Origin of the sequence: Pseudomonas psychrophila (assembly GCF_001043005.1) — a bacterium.
In the GTDB taxonomy this organism is placed as follows: Bacteria; Pseudomonadota; Gammaproteobacteria; order Pseudomonadales; family Pseudomonadaceae; genus Aquipseudomonas; species Aquipseudomonas psychrophila.
This window is the reverse complement of the sequence record NZ_JYKZ01000001.1, coordinates 202,111-223,249: the sequence shown is the minus strand read 5'-3', so window position 1 is coordinate 223,249 and position 21,139 is coordinate 202,111. Positions and strand designations below refer to the sequence as shown.

Below are 21,139 nucleotides of genomic sequence, written 5' to 3'. Positions count from 1 at the left end.
TGCTACGAGACATATGTGCGACGCTTGCGCCAGCACCGCCTGATCCCTGAGACTGCACAAACTGCCATCACTCATTTGCTGTGGAGCGCCCGCATGGCTCACGAACTTTATACCCGCACCAATCAGAAGATCTATTTCGCTGGCCTGGCCCTTGAGGCCATGAACATGGCGGCTGACGGTCGTGCCATGAATGCTCAGGCGTTGGTTCAGGCTGAGCGCGAATCCGCGGTCTTTCATTTGTATGGGGCGCTGCTTGGCTTGTGTCACGAGATAGCAGGCTTTTATCGGTTGTCACAGGCCAGTGCGCCTCGAGTCGAGTTGCTGCTCACCCAGCAAGTGCTGGACGAGAAGGCCATTCCTGAGTTGGCAGAGTTGGTTGAGCTGGCGCAGGCGCCGCAGACATGGCTGGCGCAACTGGTTGCGACCCACGCGGCCCTGTATCAGCCGCTACAGGCGCCAAAAAAGATTAAGGCGGATGTGTTCCAGCCCTTGATCGTTGCGGTCAATCTGGAGGATGAGGCAACCCAGGAGTTGAGTCGCGACACACTGGAAGAGTGGCGTCAGAACTTGAAAAGGCTGGCCATTCGGTTCCGTGATGGACTCAATGAGTGCTAAGGGTCTAAACCGAAACGGTACAGTCATTCATCAGTCTGTCAGCGAAAGCGCTACAGATCCTGGGAAATTTCCACGGGATGGCTGATATACTCCCGCGCTTTCGTGGAGAACAAATTTATATGCCAACGTCTTTTCTAGAAATTGTCGAGTTGCCAGACGGCCGTATCGAGTTGCGCCGAGCTGAGGACGAAGGGACTTTGGTAACGCTGAATTTTTCTGAAGATGCCAAGGCCTTTCTTCAGGGGCAACACGTAGAGGTGGCGAAAGCCATGCTTAGCGTTGGCGTACAAATGGCGGGCCGACTGGCCGAAGGCGAGCTCGAAAAAGACGATGGGCCACGCATTCTTCACTAAGCGCCCCTGACTGCTGCGCCACAGCCAGGCGAGTGCGTTCTGCACTGGCCCTGTGGCGGCATCAACGGTTTAACCCAAGCGAATATTCAAGCTCTGCCCGTTGCCGGTGCGTGCTGCGCTGATCAGTTGATGGCGCGCAGCGCTGGTCAGTGGGTTGATCCAGCTCACCACGGTGTGGCTACGTCCCAGCCGCAGCGCTTCGCAGGTCAGTTGCAAGGCGCTTTTATTGCCGTTGGGTTGCAGCAAAAGAATACGTTCGCGATTCAATCCTGCGTCGCGTAACCAGCTTTGGGTCAGGCTCGCAGGCGGTGCAATCAGCGTCAGCCAACGGGCATTTTGATGCTCGCTCAGTTCGCGCAGCATAGGAGCAAGCAGGTTCAGGCAGTTTCCGGCGGCACCGCGTAGCGACAGTTCGCTGAACACTTCAGGCTCGGCGCTCCAGGGGGAATCGAGCACGTCCTTGATCGCGGGTGTCATGGGTTGTGCCATGAACGCCTCGAACAGGGTGAGTTGTGCTGGCAGCGGTGTATGTGGGAACTGCATGAAGCCTCCTTTAGCGGCGAATGACGCCGACACTCAAGCCTTCAATGACCAGTTCCTGGTCTTTGAGGTTGACTTCAATCGGGGCGAATTCAGGGTTCTCGGCGATTAGCCATACCTTGTTGCCTTCACGCTTGAAGCGTTTGACTGTCACTTCGTCGTCGATACGGGCCACGACAATCTGGCCGTTACGGGCTTCGCGACAGGTATGCACAGCAAGTAAATCGCCATCAAAGATGCCGACATCCTTCATGCTCATGCCTTGTACCCGCAGCAAGTAGTCGGCTCGAGGGTGGAAGAAGGTCGGGTTGATGTTGCATGACTCTTCGACGTGCTCCAGCGCAAGAATCGGGGCGCCAGCAGCCACTCGGCCAATAATGGGCAGGGTTGATTCGTCAGACTTGGCTTCGAAGCCAGGAATGCGAATGCCGCGCGAGGCGCCGGGGGTCATCTCGATCGCACCCTTGCGGGCAAGAGCCTTGAGGTGTTCTTCGGCGGCATTGGGGGATTTGAAGCCCAGCTCCTGTGCGATCTCGGCACGGGTGGGCGGGTATCCGTTGTCATCCAGGCATCGCTTGATGAAGGCCAGGATCTCAGCTTGGCGTGGCGTCAGTTTTAGCATGTTGATCGCTCTGTCTTTTTATACAGTGACTGGGATTATATACAGTGAAGGCTTATTGGCAATCATCCATTTCCAGCAGTCCGCTGGACGGTCATTAACACGTTGGGCGGCCCGTACTTTATCAGGTGGGGCCTTGCTGGCCGAGGCTGTGGTTAAATGCAGAACTGCTCGGTCCTAAAGCGAATACGTGATCTTGACTTTTTACAAGCTGAAACGTATGTTTCAAACAAGTGTTTAAATGTTTGTCAGGCGGAGTAGTCATGGCACAGTCGGAAACCGTTGAACGTATCCTTGATGCTGCCGAGCAGCTGTTCGCGGAAAAAGGGTTTGCCGAAACCTCATTGCGGCTGATTACCAGCAAAGCCGGGGTTAATCTTGCGGCGGTCAATTACCATTTTGGTTCTAAAAAGGCGCTGATTCAGGCTGTGTTTTCGCGCTTTCTGGGGCCTTTTTGCGCCAACCTGGATCGCGAACTCGAGCGTCGCCAGGCCAAACCCGAGAACCGTCCCAGCCTTGAAGAGTTACTGGAAATGCTGGTCGAGCAGGCGCTGGTGATTCAGCCGCGCAGTGGTAATGACCTGTCGATTTTCATGCGCTTGCTGGGGTTGGCATTCAGTCAGAGCCAAGGTCACTTGCGTCGCTATCTTGAAGACATGTACGGCAAGGTTTTCCGCCGCTATATGTTGCTGGTCAACGAAGCGGCCCCGCAAATCCCGCCTCTCGAGTTGTTCTGGCGTGTGCACTTCATGTTGGGTGCTGCGGCCTTCAGCATGTCCGGGATCAAGGCGCTACGTGCCATCGCCGAGACTGATTTCGGTGTCAATACCTCGATCGAGCAGGTGATGCGCCTGATGGTGCCATTTCTCGCGGCAGGCATGCGTGCGCAAAGCGGCGTCACTGATTCTGCAATGGCCAGTGCCCAGCTTCGTCCGCGCAGTAAAACCCCTGCGGTGACCGCCAAGGTTTGACCTGCTGCGGGTGTGCGCGGCTGCTTTGTTCCGCTAAGCTAGTTGCCATGCCCAGCCCTGACTTATTCCCGTCTGTCGATTCGTCGCCGCCTCTCTGGAGTGCGGCGCGCAGGCGCATGCCTGAGGATCCGGGCGGGGTAATGAACGCTCTCTTTTTAAAGGATTTCCCATGAGTTCTGCCTTGCAAGGCTCCTTGATGGTGGACGTCGCCGGTACTTGGCTGACGGCTGAAGATCGGCAATTACTTCGCCAGCCTGAAGTGGGCGGGTTGATCATCTTTGCACGCAATATCGAGCACCCGCGCCAGGTGCGTGAGTTGAGCGCCTCGATTCGTGCGCTGCGTCCCGACCTGCTGTTGGCGGTCGATCAGGAAGGCGGCCGGGTTCAGCGTCTACGTCAGGGTTTCGTGCGTCTGCCAGCGATGCGTGCCATTGCCGACAACCCCAACGCCGAGTACTTGGCTGAGCAGTGTGGATGGATCATGGCCACTGAAGTACTGGCCGTAGGGCTGGACTTGAGCTTTGCCCCGGTACTGGATCTGGACTACCAGCGCAGTGCTGTGGTCGGCAGTCGTTCGTTCGAGGGCGACCCTGAGCGCGCAGCCACATTGGCCGGGGCTTTTATTCGCGGAATGAACGACGCAGGCATGGCGGCGACCGGTAAGCACTTCCCGGGTCACGGATGGGCCGAGGCTGATTCCCACGTTGCCATTCCTACTGATGAGCGCAGCCTTGAGCAGATTCGCGCCCATGACCTCGTGCCATTTGCCCGCTTGAGCAAGCATCTGGCTGCCGTCATGCCGGCGCACGTGATTTATCCGCAAGTGGACAGCCAACCAGCCGGATTCTCACGTCGCTGGTTGCAAGATATTTTGCGCGGCGAGCTTCAGTTTGACGGCGTGATCTTCAGTGACGACCTGTCGATGGCCGGTGCGCATGTGGTGGGTGATGCCGCTAGCCGCATTGAAGCTGCATTGTCAGCCGGTTGCGACATGGGGCTGGTGTGCAACGACCGCGCTGCAGCAGAGCTAGCACTCAGCGCCGCTCAGCGATTGAAGGTCAGCCCTTCGCCAAGGATTGCGCGCATGCGCGGTCAGGCCTGGGCGAGCACCGATTATCGTCAGAGTCCGCGCTGGCTGGTGGCGATGGGTGCGCTCAAGGATGCTCAATTAATAGATTGAGCACATCGATGCCGCTTTGACGCTTGGCGAAGCAGAAAGACCGTATCGCCTGAATCGCAGGCATGCCAGCTCCCACAGAAATCGAGCCCGACCTCAGATTTCGCAAGTACCCCAACGCCCGTGGGAGCGGGCTTGCTCGCGATGGCATCAGCGCGAAAGACCGCGCTGCCTGAGTGGCAGCCAAGCCAGCTCCTGCGGTTAATCAAGAATTTGGATGTCTCAGCGCTTCTCTGTTTTGGGCGGCAGCGGCGCAAACAGCGCATCGATGTCGTCGTCCTGAAGCTTCCAGTCGCCAGCGACTCGTCCGTCAAGAACGCCTGCTGCCAAATCCGACTTTTCCTGCTGCAAGTGCTGGATTTTCTCTTCCACGGTGCCGCGGGCAATCATCTTGTACACAAACACCGGTTTTTCCTGGCCAATGCGGTAGGCGCGGTCAGTGGCCTGGTTTTCAGCCGCCGGGTTCCACCACGGGTCGTAGTGAATCACTGTGTCGGCCTCGGTGAGGTTCAAGCCGACACCACCCGCCTTGAGGCTGATGAGAAATATCTGCAGCGTGCCGCTCTGGAAGTCTTTGACCGGGGTGCGCCGGTCACGGGTTTGCCCCGTCAGGATGGCGTAACGAACCTTGCGTTTTTTCAGTTCGATTTCGATCAGGCTGAGCATCGAGGTGAACTGTGAAAACAGCAAGATGCGTCGACCTTCGGCAAACAGTTCTTCGAGCATCAGCATCAAGCTGTCGAGCTTGCCGGAAGTACTGCCCTTTTTCGGCGGGGTGTCGCTGACCAGGCGCAGGTCGCAGCACACCTGACGCAGTTTTAGCAGCGCCTCAAGGATAATAATCTGGCTGCGCCCGACACCTTTACGGGTGATTTCGTCGCGCACTTTTTTGTCCATCGCAAGGCGCATGGTTTCGTATACATCGCGCTGCGCCTCGTTAAGCTCAACCCAATGAATGATCTCGGTCTTGGGTGGTAGTTCGGTAGCGACCTGTTCCTTGGTGCGGCGCAGTAAAAACGGCTTGATGCGTGCATTGAGGTGCTGCAGGCGCTCGTTGCTGCCCTGGCGCTCGATGGGGATGCGGTAATCGCGGTTAAAGGTTTTAACGTCGCCCAACCAGCCAGGGAGCAGGAAGTGAAACAGTGACCACAGTTCTCCCAGGTGGTTTTCCAGGGGGGTGCCGCTCAGGCACAGGCGTTGCCGCGCAATCAGTTCGCACGCAGCCTGGGTAGCCTTGCTGCCAGGGTTCTTGATGTACTGCGCTTCGTCCAGTACCAGCAGGTGCAAGGGCTGTTTGACCAGATGCTCGATGTCCTTGGGCAACAGGGCATAGGTGGTCAGGATTACGTCGTAGTCAGCGAGGTGTGCAAAGTGTTTTTTGCGGGTGGCGCCAAACAACGCCAGCACCTTGAGCTGCGGGGTGAAGTGCGCAGCCTCGTCCAGCCAGTTGGGGATCAGGCTGGTGGGCATCACCACCATGGCCGGGAGATCCAGGCGGCCGGCATTCTTTTCGCACAAAATATGCGCCAGTGTCTGCAGGGTTTTACCCAGTCCCATGTCGTCGGCCAGTACGCCGCCCACCTCGAGCTGGCGTAACGACTGCATCCAGCTCAGGCCTTCAAGCTGGTAGGGGCGCAGGTTGGCATTGAGCCCTTCAGGGGCCTCTACGCTAAAGTCTTTGATGTCGCGCAGGCGCTGGGCAAAGCCGCGAATCTGCTCGCCACCTTCCCAGCGCAAGGGCAGGGCATCGAGTGCGTTGAGGCGCGGTGCATCAGCGCTTTTGATTCGCAGCGAGGTGGCATCCGGCTCGCCCAGGTAGAACTCGTCCAGAGTAGCCAGTACCGGTTTAAGCCGTCCGTAAGGCAGGGCAACCTGCAGCGGGCCATGGTTGCTGGCAGGGTTGGCCGGGATATTCACCAGAATCAGTTCGTCATCCCGGCGTCGGGCGAGTTTCTCGGGATTGAGGATATCGCTGTGGGAGCGCATCAGGTTCAGCAGTATCGGTAGCAGGCTCAAGTGCCGGCCGTTGACGATAATCCCCAGCTCCAGGTCGAACCAGTCGCGCTCAGGCGCCTCATCGACATTGGCATACCAGTCTTCGACCGGGGTCAGGTCAAAGCCGAAACCCTCATCGATCTGCAGCTCCCAGCCTTGTTCGCGCAGGCCTTGCATCTGGTTAAGAGTGAAATTCAGCCAGGCACTGTCATTGACCAGTTCAAACAACTCGCCCGCGCTTTCGGGCAGCGCTTTGCTCTGACGGGTGGCAATTTTGAAGCCAAGGCTGCGCAATTGCTCGCGATAGAGGTTTTCCAGGTCTGGATGGCGCTTGATCCGCAGGGTCTGCTGTTCCTGGCGCAGCAGGATGTCGGTGTTTTTTTGCCCGCTGACGTACTGGTCCAGGTAGTTGAACGACAGTGCGGCGCGGTGCTGGATGTAGCGTTGCATCTTGCCGTTGCGCGGCTCGAAGGCGCTGAACTCGGCGCTGGCCAGCCACAGGCGTGGCACCGGCTTTACATCGTCGACTTGAAGTTCTGGCAAGTTGTTGGGGCGACGTGAGTCGAGTACGGCCTGGAGCTTTTCCAGAAGCTCGGCATCTTGAGCGGCGGCGGGGTAGTTCAAGGTTTCTTCAATCTTCAGTAAGACGGCAGCGGTGTGCTTGCAATGGGTGCGTACCGGACAGGTGCAGGTGGCGTCCACCAAAAGCAATGTGCCTTTGGCGGATTCACGCAGGTGTATGGTCTGACGGTAGGTGTTTTCGCCTGAGCCCTGGCAGCTGGCGGTGATCATGCTGTCGCCGATCTGGACGATCCTGACGCGGTTTTCCTTCGCGTAGCGGCGGCCACGCTCAAGGCTTTGCTCTTTGAAGCGGCTGGTCCAGGTCGGTGCGAGCGGCTTGGTCAGCCGGGGTTTCTGGCTCAGGGTCATGGGTAGTTCATTTAGGAAGACTTCGGCGTCAGACGCTCAAACAGCGCCTCAATGTTATTGAAGCGTTCTTCCGGGCGTTCCATTGGCACCATGAACTTGAACAGGGTTGCACCTTCGAATTTGTAGCGGTTGGGTTGGCCTTGGATCAGTTTGATCAGCACCATCGGATCAACCGGTGTGTCTGCTGCAAATTCGATTCGCCCGCCTTGTGGGCCAGCATCGACCTTTTTGATTCCCAACTGCTCGGCCTGCAATTTGAGCAGGGTGATGCGTACCAGGTTCTTGGTGGGTTCTGGAAGCAGGCCAAAGCGGTCGATCATCTCGACTTGCAAGTCCTTGAGGCCTTCTTCGTCGGTGGCCGAGGCAATGCGCTTGTAGAGAATCAGGCGGGTATGCACATCTGGCAGATACGCCTCGGGAATCAGTGCGGGCACCCGCAAGTTGATTTCCGGACCTCCACCCAACGGTTGGTCGAGGTTCGGTTGCTCGCCCTTGCGAATCGACTTGACCGCCCGTTCGAGCATTTCCATGTACAGGGTAAACCCAACGGCCTGGATCTGGCCGCTTTGGCCGTCACCCAGCAGCTCACCTGCACCACGGATCTCGAGGTCGTTGGTGGCCAGGACAAAGCCTGCCCCCAGATCCTGGGTGTTGGCGATGGCTTCGAGACGTTTTTGCGCATCCCCTGTGATTTGCTGGCGAGGGGGGGTTAGCAAGTAAGCGTAAGCCTGGTGGTGACTGCGCCCCACGCGGCCGCGCAGCTGGTGCAATTGTGCCAGGCCGAATTTGTCGGCGCGCTCGATGATGATGGTGTTGGCGCTCGGCACGTCGATGCCGGTCTCGATAATGGTCGAGGCGATCAGCACGTTGAATCGCTTGTGATAGAAGTCGCTCATCACCTGTTCGAGTTCGCGTTCGCGCATCTGCCCGTGGCCGATGCCGATCCGCGCCTCCGGTACCAGTTCGGCCAGGTCTGCGGCGCATTTTTCGATGGTTTTAACATCGTTGTGCAGGTAGTAAACCTGCCCGCCGCGCAGCAGTTCACGCAGCAACGCCTCTTTAACCGTGCTTTTGTTCTGCTCCATGACGAAGGTGCGCACCGACAACCGGCGTGCCGGTGGCGTGGCGATGATCGACAGGTCGCGCATGCCCGACACCGCCATGTTCAACGTGCGCGGGATAGGCGTTGCGGTAAGGGTCAGAATATCGACTTCACTGCGCAGGGCCTTGAGCTGTTCTTTCTGGCGAACCCCGAAGCGGTGCTCTTCGTCGATGATCACCAGGCCAAGGTTTTTGATTTTGACGTCGTCTTGCAGCAACTTGTGGGTGCCGATCACGATGTCGATCTTGCCTTCGGCCAGGTCGGCCACGGCGGCATTGATCTCTTTGGCCGACTTGAAGCGGCTCATCACCTCAACGGTTACCGGCCAGTCGGCAAAACGGTCGCGGAAGCTGTTGTAGTGCTGTTGGGCGAGCAGGGTGGTGGGGACCAGAATTGCGACCTGACGACCGCCATGCACGGCAATGAAGGCTGCGCGCATGGCCACTTCGGTTTTGCCGAAGCCCACGTCGCCACACACCAGGCGGTCCATCGGCTTGGGCGACAGCATGTCGGCGCGCACGGCTTCGATGGTGGTTTGCTGGTCCGGGGTTTCTTCAAACGGGAAGCCGGCACTGAAGGTCGCGTAATCGGCTTTCGGGTCCGCAAATGCATGACCTTCGCGGGCGGCGCGGCGAGCGTAGATATCGAGCAGTTCGGCGGCCACATCACGCACTTGCTCGGCAGCTTTGCGCTTGGCCTTTTGCCAGGTTTCCGAACCAAGGCGGTGCAGCGGTGCCAGTTCATCATCGCTGCCGGTGTAGCGGGCGATGAGATGCAGATTGGCCACCGGTACATAAAGCTTGGCGCCCTCGGCGTATTCAAGGGTCAGGAATTCGGCCACCTGATTGTCGACTTCCAGCGTCGCCAGGCCCTGATAGCGACCGACACCGTGGTCAATGTGGACAACGGGTGCGCCTTCGCGCAATTCGGTGAGGTTCTTGATGACGGCATCGTTGTTGGCATCGGCGCGTTTCTCACGACGCCTGCGCTGCATCACCCGCTGGCCGAACAACGGGCTTTCGGCAATCAGTGCCAGTGCCGGGTCGTCCAGCAACAGGCCTTCGTCCAGCGGGGCAATGGTGATTGCCAGGCGATGTTTGCTGGTGACGAAATCGGGCCAGCTATCGACGGTTTTTGGGCGCAGTTTCAGGCGCTCAAGCAACTCGAGGAGCACTTCGCGGCGACCGGCCGATTCGGCGGTAAACAGCACACGGCCATCAAACTGCTCAAGAAACCCGGACAAGGCAGCCAGTGGCTGATTGGCCTTGGCTTCAATTGCCAGGTTGGGCAGCGGTTGTGCGGGGAAGCGTTCACGACTGCTGCCGGTATCTACGTCATCTTGGCTTGCGACCACGCGCGGCCAGCTTTTCAGGCGGGCGAAACAGTCTTCAACCGGCAGAAACAGCTCGGCTGGCGGTAACAGCGGGCGCGAGGGGTCGACGCGGCGTTCTTCGTAACGATTGCGCACGTCAGACCAGAAGTTCTCGGCCGCCTGCTCAATACCTGGCAGCGAGAACACCTGGGTGTCGGCCGGCAGATAATCGAACAGGGTCGAGGTTTCATCGAAAAACAGCGGCAGGTAGTACTCGATGCCTGCAGGTGTAATTCCGCTGGTCAGATCCTGAAAGATCGGGCACCGACGGAAGTCGACATCAAAGCGTTCCCGGAAGCGGGCCTTGAAGCGGGTTACGGCGTCTTTTTGTAACGGGAACTCGCGAGCGGGCAGCAGCCTTACCGATTCGACCTTGTCGATCGAGCGCTGGTTTTCCGGGTCGAAGGTGCGCAGGGTCTCGATTTCGTCGTCGAACAGGTCGATCCGGTACGGCAGCTTGCTGCCCATCGGGAACAGGTCGATCAGGGCGCCGCGCACCGCAAACTCACCATGCTCGTAGACGGTGTCAACGCAGCGATAACCACTGGCCTCAAGCCGGGTGCGCATCTGGTCGACGTCCAGCTTCTGGCCGATATCCAGCACCAGGCTGCTGCCGAGCAAAAATTTGGTCGGTGCAAGGCGATGTAGGGCGGTGGTAATCGGCACTACCAAAACGCCATGACTCAGCTCCGGTAGCCGGTACAGGCTGGCGATACGCTGGGAGATGATGTCCTGGTGCGGCGAGAACAGATCGTAGGGCAGGGTTTCCCAGTCGGGAAAGTGCAGCACCGGTAACTGGGGCGCGAAAAACCTCAGCTCTTGCTCAAGGCGTTCGGCGCTTTGGCTGTCGGCGGTCAGGAGCAGGGTGAAGCGCTTGGCGGCGCTGGCGGCCTCGGCAATTGCAAGGCTCAGGGCGGCACCGGGCAAGTTGCTCCAGTGCTGTTTACCTGCCGTAGCAGGGAGTTTCGGTAGACGCAGGACGGGCACGGAAGGTTGAGCTCCAAGCGTTGCGACAAAGTCGGCAATTGTAACGGGCCTAGGGGCTGGCTGTCAGTTGCCGTCTTTAACAGCATTGAAATCAGCGTGAGTAATCGAACATGGGGGGGCCAGAGGGGCAGCTCAAGGGCTGCAGACCCATAAAAAGGCCAGTGTTAAAAAAATATTCGCCTATATTTACGGGTGCTTAATCGTTTCAGTAGCTGCGTGTGACAGGCGTGCATTGCCCCTGCATGGGTGCAGCGGCATAATGTAGCCCCTTTTTTCAGCCCCTACATGTGGAAGGTTCCCGTGACTCAGAAGCCCGACCAGTGTCTTGGTGAATGGATCGACCGTGAAGCACTCGCAGAAGCGATGATTCCGCTTATCGGTCAGCTATACCGCAATAACAATGTGGTTAGCTCGATCTATGGCCGCAGCCTGATCAACCGTTCAGTCATTGCGATTCTCAAAGCTCACCGTTTTGCTCGCCATCGTCAGTCCGATGATATCGAATTGTCCGTGCACGAAACTTTCCCTCTGCTCAAGGCAATGAGCGAGCTCAAGCTCGGCGCTGCCTCGGTAGACCTGGGCAAGCTGGCCGTCAAGTTCAAGGCCGAAGGCAATGGCCGCACGGCTGAGCAGTTTGTACGCGAAGAGTTGGCCGATGTAGTGGGTCAGCAAAACGCTTCTGCACGCAAAGGCACTGACGTTGTTCTGTACGGCTTCGGTCGTATCGGTCGTCTGCTGGCACGCATCCTGATCGAGAAAACCGGTGGTGGCGACGGTCTGCGTCTGCGTGCCATCGTTGTGCGCAAAGGCGCCGACAACGATCTGGTCAAGCGTGCAAGCCTGCTGCGTCGTGACTCGGTACATGGCCCGTTCGATGGCACCATCGTTGTCGATGAAGCCAACAACACCATCACCGCCAACGGCAACCTGATTCAGGTGATCTACGCGAAGAACCCTACCGAGGTGGATTACACCCAGTACGGCATTCAGAACGCGCTGCTGGTGGACAACACCGGTGTATGGCGTGACGCAGATGGCCTGGGCCAGCACTTGCAGTGCCCAGGTATCGACCGCGTTGTCTTGACCGCACCGGGCAAGGGCAAGCTGAAGAACATCGTTCACGGCATCAACCACGGCGAAATCACTGCTGACGACAAGATCGTTTCGGCGGCATCCTGCACCACCAACGCCATCGTGCCGGTGCTCAAGGCTGTCAACGACAAGTTCGGCATCGTCAACGGTCACGTTGAAACGGTTCACTCGTACACCAACGACCAGAACCTGATCGACAACTTCCACAAGGGCGATCGCCGTGGTCGCAGCGCTGCGCTGAACATGGTTATCACCGAGACCGGTGCTGCTACCGCTGCTGCCAAGGCCCTGCCTGAGCTGGCCGGCAAGCTGACCGGTAACGCGATCCGCGTTCCGACGCCAAACGTGTCGATGGCCATCCTCAATCTGAACCTTGAGAAGCCGGCTACCCGTGAAGAAATGAACGAGTACCTGCGCCACATGGCGTTGCACTCCGATCTGCACAAGCAAATCGACTACGTGAGCTCGCAGGAAGTGGTTTCCACTGACTTCGTAGGTTCGCGTCACGCTGGTGTTGTGGATGCTGAAGCCACTATCTGCAATGACAACCGCGTTGTGCTGTACGTTTGGTACGACAACGAATTCGGTTACAGCTGCCAGGTAGTACGCGTGATGGAAGATATGGCCGGGGTTAACCCGCCAGCGTTCCCACGCTAAGCAAGCGCCGCAATTGAAAACGCCCCGACTGGTTCGGGGCGTTTTTGTTTGCGCGAATATTCACGTCCCGTAGCAGCTGAGGAGCGGAGCGAGGCTGCGTCCGGCGGCAAAGCCGTCGCAAGATCGTAAACCGCGGTGTGCCAGTTACTACTGGTACTCAGGGTTTACGACGGCTTCGCCGCCGGACGCAGCCTCGTTCCTTCGGCAGCTGCTACGGCTTTTGTGTCAGGCGTTACTCGGTATTGCCGATTGCGCCGTACGCAACTGGTGCTGATTGCCACGGAACAACACCACGGTTGCAATCAACCCCAGCACTGCCGCACCGGTCAGCCACAGGCCGGGAGCGGCCTTGTTGTCCAGTACGTGGATCAGGTAGGTGCAGGCCGCCGGGGTAAAGCCGCCGAAGGTCGCAGTCGCCAGGCTGTAAGCCAGTGAAAACCCGGTGGTGCGCACTTCAATCGGCATGATTTCGGTCAGGGCAACCACCATTGCACCGTTGTACGAGCCATACAGGAAGGACAACCACAGCTCTACAATCAGCAGGTGGCTAAAGCTTGGGTTGGCCACCAGCCATGACAGTGCAGGATAGGCCGTCAGGATCGCAAGGATGGTTGCGCCCAGCAGCAGCGGCTTGCGCCCAATCTTGTCTGACAGCGCGCCCATGACCGGCAGCCAGAAGAAGTTCGACAGGCCAATGCACACCGTCACCAGCAAGGCTTCAAGGTCGGTGAGGTGCAGCTCTGCCTTGCCGAATGTCGGGGTGTAGGCGGTGATCAGATAGAACGACACGGTCGTCATTACGACCAGCGCCATGCCACCCAGTACCAGACCAAAATTCAGCCTGATAGAGCGCATGATTTCCCCCAGGGTAGGGTGATGTTTGCGAGCTTCGAACTCAGGGGTTTCTTCCATTGAACGACGGATTACAAAAATCACCGGGACGATCATGCAACCCAGCAGAAACGGGATGCGCCAGCCCCATTCACCCATCTCTTCGGGGCTCAGCCAGTGGTTTAGGCCAACCCCGAGCAAACCGGCAAATACCACTGCCGCCTGCTGGCTTGCAGATTGCCAGCTGACGAAGAAGCCTTTGCGCCCCGGTGTGGCAATTTCAGCCAGGTACACCGACACGCCGCCCAGTTCCACGCCAGCCGAAAAGCCTTGCAGCAAGCGACCGAGCAATACCAGCAGAGGAGCCGCCACACCCAGGGTGGCGTAGCCCGGCACGCAGGCAATCAGCACGGTGCCCATGGCCATCAGTGCGAGGGTAATGATCAGCCCTTTGCGGCGGCCATGACGGTCGATGTAGGCGCCGAGGAAAATCGCACCCAGTGGGCGCATCAGGAAGCCAGCACCGAAAGTCGCCAGGGCGAGCATCAGTGAGGCAAAAGCGCTATCGCTTGGAAAGAAGGTTTTGGCAATGGCCGTGGCGTAAAAGCCAAAGACCATGAAGTCGAACATCTCTAGGAAGTTACCGCTGACAACGCGAAAAATCGCCTTGCCTTTGCCCGTACTGGAGGCCATCTGAAATCACCCGCTATTATCTGTTTTTATGCGCAATCCGTGTTTTTACTCGTCCTCACTGCAAGTTCAAGGCGTACGCCATTGTGCAAAACAGTTTTGTAACCATATGTGTATCAAAATATGTAGGCAACATTTGTCGTCGCTACACGAGCGGGCTAGGGCTGTTGCGCCAGTAAAGCGAGGCGAAGGTTGTCGGGCAAACCTTCGGGTGCGAGCCAGATTCCCAGATAGGCTTTGGCCAGTTCATGGTTTTGGCTGTTGAAAATAACGGCGCCATTACGTTCGACGTTAAGTCCACGGCGGGGGTTGTAGTCCAGGGCATAGCGATCGCCGCGCTTGATATTGCCAAAGCTGGCCTGCAGTTTTTTTAGCCCGGCATCGAGGCTGGCCAGGGTGGCGGCGGGGTGTTGGCGCTCGAGGATAGTGGAGGATGCCTTAGTGATATCGCTGTGATCCAGATCGCGTAAATAGAACAGCTCAAGGCGCAAGTCGCGCTGTTCGTTGAAGGCCTGTTGCGGGCTTGTGTCGGGTTTAGTGAACAGCGCGGCGGCGTAAATGTCGGCCCACAGATAGGTCAGTACGATCTGGCCTTTACGCTCCATCACCTGCGAGTCATCTCGCCATTGGGTGGGGAAGTTAGCTTCTTTCAATCGTTCAGCCTGGTCTGCCAGGCTGCTGGCGCTGTACATCAGTAAAAGTACGATCAACATCTGGCGCATGATGGATGGGCTCTGATCGGTGGGTTGATAGAGGTTATGCCAGTTTTACGATTAATGCGGTTTTGCCCGACCCGTAGCCGTTAGTCACCCTGCGCAAATCGATGTAGTGAATGCAAAAATAGGCAACGACCAGACCAAGGGTTAATGTTCGCGGCGTTCAGGCTTCTATAGACTGTGCCCCACGTTTTGATCCTTCATGGCGCTGGCCGCGACATGATTTAGCCGCAGGTGCCCATAGGGGTGCCACGGCCTGTTCTGAGGAGTACGCATGGCTGTCTACAACTACGACGTAGTGGTACTGGGTTCCGGCCCGGCAGGAGAAGGTGCGGCAATGAACGCCGCAAAAGCAGGGCGCAAGGTAGCGATGGTCGATAGCCGACGTCAGGTCGGCGGCAACTGCACGCACTTGGGCACTATCCCGTCCAAAGCCCTGCGTCACTCGGTTCGCCAGATCATGCAGTTCAACACCAATCCGATGTTTCGGGCCATTGGCGAACCGCGCTGGTTCTCGTTTCCGGACGTACTGAAAAGCGCCGAAAAAGTCATCTCCAAGCAGGTCGCCTCGCGCACCGGCTACTACGCCCGCAATCGCGTAGACCTGTTCTTCGGCACCGGCAGTTTCACCGACGAGCAAACCATCGAAGTGGTCTGCGCCAATGGCGTAGTCGAAACCCTGATGGCCAAGCAAATCATCGTTGCCACCGGCTCGCGTCCTTATCGCCCGGCCGATATCGATTTCAGCCACTCCCGTATCTACGATAGCGACACCATCCTGAGCCTGGGCCACACCCCGCGTAAGCTGATTGTTTACGGTGCCGGCGTGATCGGTTGTGAATACGCGTCGATTTTCAGTGGTCTGGGTGTGTTGGTCGAGTTGGTGGATAACCGCGAACAACTGCTGAGCTTCCTCGACTCCGAGATCTCCCAGGCGTTGAGCTACCACTTCAGCAACAACAACATCACCGTGCGCCACAACGAAGAGTACGAGCGTGTTGAAGGTGTCGAAAACGGCGTGATCCTGCACCTCAAGTCGGGCAAGAAGATCAAGGCCGATGCCTTGCTCTGGTGTAACGGCCGTACCGGCAACACCGACCAGCTGGGGTTGGAAAACATTGGCATCAAGGCCAACGGCCGTGGCCAGATCACGGTTGATGAGAACTACCGCACCACCGTGCCCAACATTTTTGCCGCGGGCGATGTGATCGGCTGGCCAAGCCTGGCCAGTGCTGCGCACGACCAGGGTCGTTCGGCTGCGGGTAGCATCGTGGATAACGGCAGCTGGCGTTTTGTCAATGATGTACCCACCGGGATTTACACCATTCCGGAGATCAGCTCGATCGGCAAGAACGAGCAGGAGCTGACCCAGGCCAAGGTGCCGTACGAAGTGGGCAAGGCTTTCTTCAAGAGCATGGCGCGGGCACAGATTGCCGGTGAGCCTCAGGGCATGCTGAAAATCCTGTTCCACCGTGAAACCCTGGAAGTACTGGGTGTTCACTGCTTCGGCTACCAGGCTTCAGAGATCGTGCATATCGGTCAGGCGATCATGAACCAGCCGGGTGAACTCAACACCCTTAAGTACTTTGTGAACACCACGTTCAACTACCCGACCATGGCCGAAGCCTATCGGGTAGCTGCTTATGATGGCCTCAACCGGCTTTTTTAAGCGGCTCCGGCCGGTGGCCTGAGCCGGCCGGGGAGACCGATTTCAGCCATTCCCAAGGGTGGCAGTGGCCAAACCGGGAAAGTCTGTAATCAGGCTATCTACGCCGAAGTCGGCGAGCCTGCGCATCAGCGCAGGTTCGTTGACTGTCCACACCGACACATGCAAACCCTGGCGCTGCGCCTTCTCAAGGCGTTCAGGCGTACAGAGTGTCCAATTGAGCGCCAATATCTCGCAGCCATAACTCTGGGCGACCTTGATCGGGTCGAGCCATGCGTATTCGGCTACCAGTCCGCGTGACAGGTCCGGGGTCAATTCCAGAGCGGCCTTGAGAACTTCCCGCGAGCTTGATGTGACGGTGACTTTGTCCATGAGGCCGTGACGTACCGCCATTTCACGAATCGCCAGCACGGTAGTTGCTGCGCGGGTGCGTGAGGCGCTTTTGACTTCCAGTTGCCAGTGTTCGAAATCGCACTTTTCAAACAGCTCTTCAAGACGCGGGATCGGGCACGGGTGCATCCAGCCCGGGCCGCCCTTGCGTGCGTCATAGGTCGCGAGGTCGGCGGCAGTGTGTTCGATCACCTTGCCGCGCCGGTCGGTGGTGCGCTTTAGAGTGGGGTCGTGGATAACCATCAACTCGCCATCTTTGGACAAGTGCAGGTCGAGTTCACAGCGACGGACACCATGCTTGAGGCATTGCTCAAAGCTGGCAAGAGTGTTTTCCGGTGCTTCGCCCTTGGCGCCGCGATGGCCATAAATCAGAGTCACAATTGCTCCTTGTAAAGAGTGCTCACGGCCTGGTGCTTATTCGGCCGCAGATTCGTTTTGTTCGCGGGCCAGGCGCCGTGCCTGAGCCTGTTTTTGCAAAATATAGCGCGCCAGAAGCTGGCGCTGGGTATCGGTGATGGATTCAAATTCGGCGATGATTGTGTAGCGGTCACCCTGTGCCCGGCAATCGATGACGCGGGCTCGCAGCAGCAAGCCCAGGGCTTGCGGCATCAGAACCAGCTTGATCGAAAGGTGATTGCCCGCCGGGCAGGCCAGCGGATGATGAAACTCGATATCACCTTCGGACAGTTTGACCGGCTGCAGTTCGCCGATCTTGCCCATTACGGTTTGCGCGACAATCTGGCTGAGCAGTTCGACACGTTTGTTCAGGGTTTTAAGGTAGCTGGAAAGTGTACGGTCACGTTCGCTGATCTGGCGCAGCAGGTGTTGGGACTCAAATTCGCTCAGGTGCAATTCACTGAGCAAATTGAACAATGGCGACGCATCCTGCAACACTTCGCTGCTCGCAGCTTCGAGGGCTGACAGCGGGGTTATTTCCAGTGCGATCATATCCTCGATACGGTAGTATTCGCGGCGATCTGCGTCATTTAATGTCGACATGGCGAACCCGTGATGGCGGCTGTGGTCTGAGTGTAAAGCTGCTTATCAGGCCCCGCCACAAGGACGTCTTCTTTTCCCTCGAACAAGCCCCGACATGTTCAGACCTCTCTCTTTATTTATCGGCACGCGTTATACCCGTGCAAAGCGCCGCAATCATTTTGTGTCGTTCATTTCTCTGACTTCAATGATCGGACTCGCCCTCGGCGTGGTCGTGATGATTGTGGTGTTGTCGGTGATGAACGGCTTCGATCATGAGATGCGCACCCGCGTGCTGGGCATGGTGCCCCACGCGACTATCGTCGGCGATCAACCGATCAGCGACTGGCAAAGCCTGGCCGCCAGGGTCAAGCAAAACCCGAAAGTGGAGGCCGTGGCGCCTTTCACCCAGATGCAGGGGCTGCTGACCAACGACGGCAATGTGCAGAAGGTACTGCTCAATGCCATCGATCCGGCGCAGGAGCACAATGTCTCGATCATTGATCAGTTCATGCAGCAGGGGCAGCTCGATTCGCTGACCCCCGGCAGCTTTGGCATCATCATCGGCGACAAGGCCGCGAAAAAGCTCGGTGTGGCCATTGGCGACAAGCTGACCTTTGTCGCGCCGGAAGTCACCGTGACCCCGGCTGGCATGTTCCCGCGGATGAAGCGATTCACCGTGCAGGGCATTTTTCATGTCGGCGCCGGTGAGATCGACGGCTACCTTGGCATCACCAATTTGCAGGATCTGGCACGCTTGCAACGCTGGAAGCCCGATCAGGTGCAAGGGCTGCGGTTGAAGTTCGATGACCTGTTCGAGGCGCCACGCACCGCGTGGGAAATCGCCCAGCAGCTGGGCGAAAGTCAGTATTACGCCCGTGACTGGACCCGTACCCACGGCAATCTGTACCAGGCCATCCGCATGGAAAAAGCCATGATCGGCCTGCTGCTGTTGCTGATCGTGGCCGTGGCCGCCTTCAACATCATTTCCACGCTGGTGATGGTGGTCAATGACAAGAAGGGCGATATCGCGATCCTGCGCACCCTGGGTGCGACACCGGGCACGATCATGGCCACCTTTATGGTGCAAGGCACTGTGATCGGTGTGGTCGGAACCGCGATCGGTGCGGTGGTCGGCATGCTTGCGGCGCTCAACGTCAGTGCGGCAATCTCCGCGCTCGAAGGCCTGATCGGGCACAAGTTTCTCAATGCCGACGTGTATTTCATCGACTACCTGCCGTCGCAATTGCAGGCGCAGGACGTGTTGATGGTGTGCGGTGCGGCATTGGTTCTGAGTTTCCTCGCGACCTTGTACCCGGCCTGGCGTGCTGCGCGCACCCAGCCTGCGCAGGCGCTTCGTTATGAGTGAGTTGGGCATGAAAGAACAAGCAGTGTTGAGTTGCCGCGACCTTGGCAAGTCCTACGAGGAAGGCCCTGAGTCGGTGGTTGTACTGTCGGGCCTGCAGCTTGAGCTGCACCCCGGTGAGCGTGTAGCGATTGTCGGCACCTCGGGCTCGGGCAAGAGTACGTTGCTCAATATGCTCGGCGGCCTCGATACCCCGACCACCGGCAGCGTCTGGCTGGCAGGTGAAGAGCTGTCGGCGCTGGGCGAAAAGGCCCGAGGCCTGTTGCGTAATCGTTCGCTGGGTTTCGTTTATCAGTTCCACCACTTGCTGCCTGAGTTCACCGCTCTGGAAAACGTCTGCATGCCATTGTTGATCGGCAAGACGGCGATCCCCGAGGCGCGCGAACGTGCGACAGCACTGTTGACCCGTGTTGGCCTGGGTCATCGACTGGAGCACAAGCCATCGGAACTGTCGGGTGGCGAGCGTCAGCGTGTGGCGATTGCCCGCGCACTGGTCAACAAGCCGGGACTGGTGATGCTCGATGAGCCTACGGGCAACCTTGACTCCCACACCGCCCAGGGTATCCAGGACCTGATGCTGGAACTCAGCACTTCGATGCGCACTGCGTTCCTGGTGGTGACTCACGACATGAATCTGGCCCGCCAGATGGACCGCGTGTTGCACCTGCAGGACGGTCGTCTGACCCCGATCTGATCGGCCAGAACCCGACGCCTGCAAGCGGGTGTCGGGTATTCAATTTTTATACGGTGCCCGCGAATGTTCAGACCGTTATCGATTTTTATCGGCACGCGCTATACCCGCGCCAAGCGCCGCAATCGTTTTGTTTCGTTTATCTCCATGACTTCGATGATCGGCCTCGCCCTGGGCGTGCTGGCGATGATCGTGGTGTTATCGGTGATGAACGGTTTTCAGCGCGAAATGAGTAACCGCATCCTTGGCATGGTGCCGCACGCGACCATCGTTGGCGTAAAGCCGATTGATGACTGGCGCCCGGTGGCCGATGCCGCGATGAAGAACCCCGAGGTCACGGCGGCCGTACCTTTTACCGAATTAGACGGCATGCTGTCCTTTAAGGGTTCGATGCAGCCGATCCAGATCAGCGGCATCGACCCGGCGCAGGAAGGCAAGGTCTCGATCGTGACCCAGCATATTGCGCAGGGCAGTCTTGAAGACCTGAAGCCTGGTGAGTTTGGCGTGGTGCTGGGCGACCTCACCGCTCGGCGTTTTCGCCTGACTGTGGGCGACAAAATCACCTTGATCGTGCCTGAAGCCAGTACCGCGCCAGGCGGGATTACCCCGCGTTTGCAGCGCTTGAATGTGGTGGGCATCTTCAAGGTAGGGGCCGAGCTGGATGGCACCATGGGCTTGATCCATATGGCAGATGCTGCAGCCATCCAGCATTGGGAGCCCAATCAGGTGCAAAGCGTGCGCCTGGCGGTCAAGGACTTGTACGCGGCACCGCAGGTATCACAGCAAGTCGCTGGGGGCTTGGGGGCCGCTTACAAGGCAGATGACTGGACCCATACCCAGGGCAGTCTGTTCAGTGCCATGAAAATGGAAAAAACCATGATCGGCCTGTTGCTGCTGATGATCGTTGCCGTTGCTGCGTTCAACATCATTGCCACGCTGATCATGGTGGTGAACGACAAGGGCGCGGACATCGCGATCCTGCGCACCATCGGTGCTACACCGCGTCAGATCATGGCCATTTTCATGGTGCAGGGCACGGTGATCGGTATCGTCGGAACCTTGATCGGCGGAGTGCTTGGGGTGATAGCAGCGTTGAATGTCAGCGAACTGGTGGGCTGGATGGAGCGGGTTTCCGGGCAGCATATCTTCAGTTCCGACGTGTACTTCGTCAGTAACCTGCCGTCTGAGTTGCAAGGCGGCGATGTCGCGCTGATCTGTGGTGCGGGCTTTGTGTTGAGCTTTCTGGCGACGCTGTATCCTGCGTACCGGGCGGCCAAAATCCAGCCGGCCCATGCTTTGCGCTATTCCTGACAGGTGGGAGCGGGCTTGCTCGCGATGCAAGCTGCGCGGTGTTTAAGTCACACCGCGTCGATGCCATCGCGAGCAAGCCCGCTCCCACAGTTA

17 protein-coding genes are annotated in these 21,139 nt (G+C 58.2%); 9 read left to right on the top strand and 8 right to left on the bottom strand.

From position 1 onward, the window contains the following. Positions 1-93 precede the first annotated feature (93 nt). Positions 94-615 carry a DUF6586 family protein gene (locus TU76_RS01005; RefSeq protein WP_046809673.1) on the top strand — a complete coding sequence of 174 codons (522 nt, stop codon included), beginning with the start codon at positions 94-96 and terminating at the stop codon, positions 613-615. Between the two features lie 119 nt (positions 616-734). After that, a complete protein-coding gene (locus TU76_RS01000) occupies positions 735-968 on the top strand; it encodes a hypothetical protein (protein ID WP_019827484.1) in 234 nt (77 codons plus the stop codon). Positions 969-1,037: 69 nt separating this feature from the next. Here the strand turns inward: TU76_RS01000 and sulA are convergent, their stop codons facing one another. Both sulA and lexA read right to left on the bottom strand, forming a co-directional pair. Continuing rightward, positions 1,038-1,511 carry an SOS-induced cell division inhibitor SulA gene (sulA, locus tag TU76_RS00995; RefSeq protein ID WP_019827485.1) on the bottom strand — a complete coding sequence of 158 codons (474 nt, stop codon included), beginning with the start codon at positions 1,509-1,511 and terminating at the stop codon, positions 1,038-1,040. 10 nt (positions 1,512-1,521) lie between these two features. Then, the gene (gene lexA, locus TU76_RS00990; protein ID WP_019827486.1) at positions 1,522-2,130 is read right to left on the bottom strand and encodes a transcriptional repressor LexA; all 609 of its coding nucleotides are present in this window, start codon (positions 2,128-2,130) and stop codon (positions 1,522-1,524) included. A 260-nt stretch (positions 2,131-2,390) separates the two neighbouring features. Here lexA and TU76_RS00985 point away from each other — a divergent pair, with 260 nt between their 5' ends. Both TU76_RS00985 and nagZ read left to right on the top strand, forming a co-directional pair. After that, entirely contained in the window at positions 2,391-3,098 is a 708-nt protein-coding gene (locus TU76_RS00985; RefSeq protein ID WP_019827487.1) for a TetR/AcrR family transcriptional regulator, read from the top strand. A 181-nt stretch (positions 3,099-3,279) separates the two neighbouring features. Next, positions 3,280-4,278 carry a beta-N-acetylhexosaminidase gene (nagZ, locus tag TU76_RS00980; RefSeq protein ID WP_173667424.1) on the top strand — a complete coding sequence of 333 codons (999 nt, stop codon included), beginning with the start codon at positions 3,280-3,282 and terminating at the stop codon, positions 4,276-4,278. Positions 4,279-4,497: 219 nt separating this feature from the next. On the opposite strand, the gene TU76_RS00975 is transcribed toward nagZ, so the two are convergent. Further along, a complete protein-coding gene (locus TU76_RS00975; RefSeq protein WP_048350873.1) occupies positions 4,498-7,200 on the bottom strand; it encodes a DEAD/DEAH box helicase in 2,703 nt (900 codons plus the stop codon). Between the two features lie 11 nt (positions 7,201-7,211). Beyond that, positions 7,212-10,661: a transcription-repair coupling factor gene (gene mfd / locus TU76_RS00970; RefSeq protein ID WP_048350872.1), complete on the bottom strand. Its 3,450-nt coding sequence runs from the start codon at positions 10,659-10,661 to the stop codon at positions 7,212-7,214. 285 nt (positions 10,662-10,946) lie between these two features. Here mfd and TU76_RS00965 point away from each other — a divergent pair, with 285 nt between their 5' ends. Beyond that, on the top strand, positions 10,947-12,410 hold the full coding sequence (locus TU76_RS00965) for a glyceraldehyde-3-phosphate dehydrogenase (RefSeq protein WP_037032646.1): 1,464 nt from the start codon (positions 10,947-10,949) through the stop codon (positions 12,408-12,410). Positions 12,411-12,635: 225 nt separating this feature from the next. On the opposite strand, the gene tcuC is transcribed toward TU76_RS00965, so the two are convergent. Both tcuC and TU76_RS00955 read right to left on the bottom strand, forming a co-directional pair. Further along, on the bottom strand, positions 12,636-13,934 hold the full coding sequence (gene tcuC, locus TU76_RS00960; RefSeq protein WP_019827492.1) for an MFS transporter: 1,299 nt from the start codon (positions 13,932-13,934) through the stop codon (positions 12,636-12,638). 155 nt (positions 13,935-14,089) lie between these two features. Next, positions 14,090-14,653 carry a chalcone isomerase family protein gene (locus TU76_RS00955; protein ID WP_046809670.1) on the bottom strand — a complete coding sequence of 188 codons (564 nt, stop codon included), beginning with the start codon at positions 14,651-14,653 and terminating at the stop codon, positions 14,090-14,092. Positions 14,654-14,921: 268 nt separating this feature from the next. Here TU76_RS00955 and sthA point away from each other — a divergent pair, with 268 nt between their 5' ends. Then, the gene (gene sthA, locus TU76_RS00950) at positions 14,922-16,316 is read left to right on the top strand and encodes a Si-specific NAD(P)(+) transhydrogenase (RefSeq protein WP_048350871.1); all 1,395 of its coding nucleotides are present in this window, start codon (positions 14,922-14,924) and stop codon (positions 16,314-16,316) included. 42 nt (positions 16,317-16,358) lie between these two features. Here sthA and TU76_RS00945 read toward each other — a convergent pair whose 3' ends face one another. After that, positions 16,359-17,081, bottom strand: coding sequence for a glycerophosphodiester phosphodiesterase (locus TU76_RS00945; RefSeq protein WP_046809671.1), 723 nt, complete (start codon positions 17,079-17,081; stop codon positions 16,359-16,361). 36 nt (positions 17,082-17,117) lie between these two features. Next, entirely contained in the window at positions 17,118-17,702 is a 585-nt protein-coding gene (locus tag TU76_RS00940) for a PilZ domain-containing protein (RefSeq protein ID WP_019827496.1), read from the bottom strand. Between the two features lie 94 nt (positions 17,703-17,796). Between TU76_RS00940 and TU76_RS00935 the strand changes: the two genes are divergently transcribed. From TU76_RS00935 to TU76_RS00925, 3 genes are all read left to right on the top strand, one after another. Then, positions 17,797-19,047 carry a lipoprotein-releasing ABC transporter permease subunit gene (locus tag TU76_RS00935; protein WP_019827497.1) on the top strand — a complete coding sequence of 417 codons (1,251 nt, stop codon included), beginning with the start codon at positions 17,797-17,799 and terminating at the stop codon, positions 19,045-19,047. A gap of 7 nt (positions 19,048-19,054) precedes the next feature. Further along, positions 19,055-19,738 carry a lipoprotein-releasing ABC transporter ATP-binding protein LolD gene (gene lolD / locus TU76_RS00930; RefSeq protein WP_162207949.1) on the top strand — a complete coding sequence of 228 codons (684 nt, stop codon included), beginning with the start codon at positions 19,055-19,057 and terminating at the stop codon, positions 19,736-19,738. A gap of 63 nt (positions 19,739-19,801) precedes the next feature. Next, positions 19,802-21,046 (top strand): lipoprotein-releasing ABC transporter permease subunit, encoded by a 1,245-nt coding sequence (locus TU76_RS00925; RefSeq protein WP_048350870.1) that lies wholly within the window; start codon positions 19,802-19,804, stop codon positions 21,044-21,046. Positions 21,047-21,139: the final 93 nt, after the last annotated feature.

Excerpts from the sequence above, each read along its gene's own strand:
- TU76_RS01005 (WP_046809673.1), top strand. The coding sequence starts at position 94 with ATGGCTCACGAACTTTATACCCGCACCAATCAGAAGATCTATTTCGCT.
- TU76_RS01000 (WP_019827484.1), top strand. The coding sequence starts at position 735 with ATGCCAACGTCTTTTCTAGAAATTGTCGAGTTGCCAGACGGCCGTATC.
- sulA (WP_019827485.1), bottom strand. The coding sequence starts at position 1,511 with ATGCAGTTCCCACATACACCGCTGCCAGCACAACTCACCCTGTTCGAG.
- lexA (WP_019827486.1), bottom strand. The coding sequence starts at position 2,130 with ATGCTAAAACTGACGCCACGCCAAGCTGAGATCCTGGCCTTCATCAAG.
- TU76_RS00985 (WP_019827487.1), top strand. The coding sequence starts at position 2,391 with ATGGCACAGTCGGAAACCGTTGAACGTATCCTTGATGCTGCCGAGCAG.
- TU76_RS00975 (WP_048350873.1), bottom strand. The coding sequence starts at position 7,200 with ATGACCCTGAGCCAGAAACCCCGGCTGACCAAGCCGCTCGCACCGACC.
- TU76_RS00965 (WP_037032646.1), top strand. The coding sequence starts at position 10,947 with ATGTGGAAGGTTCCCGTGACTCAGAAGCCCGACCAGTGTCTTGGTGAA.
- tcuC (WP_019827492.1), bottom strand. The coding sequence starts at position 13,934 with ATGGCCTCCAGTACGGGCAAAGGCAAGGCGATTTTTCGCGTTGTCAGC.
- TU76_RS00955 (WP_046809670.1), bottom strand. The coding sequence starts at position 14,653 with ATGCGCCAGATGTTGATCGTACTTTTACTGATGTACAGCGCCAGCAGC.
- sthA (WP_048350871.1), top strand. The coding sequence starts at position 14,922 with ATGGCTGTCTACAACTACGACGTAGTGGTACTGGGTTCCGGCCCGGCA.
- TU76_RS00940 (WP_019827496.1), bottom strand. The coding sequence starts at position 17,702 with ATGTCGACATTAAATGACGCAGATCGCCGCGAATACTACCGTATCGAG.
- TU76_RS00935 (WP_019827497.1), top strand. The coding sequence starts at position 17,797 with ATGTTCAGACCTCTCTCTTTATTTATCGGCACGCGTTATACCCGTGCA.
- lolD (WP_162207949.1), top strand. The coding sequence starts at position 19,055 with ATGAAAGAACAAGCAGTGTTGAGTTGCCGCGACCTTGGCAAGTCCTAC.
- TU76_RS00925 (WP_048350870.1), top strand. The coding sequence starts at position 19,802 with ATGTTCAGACCGTTATCGATTTTTATCGGCACGCGCTATACCCGCGCC.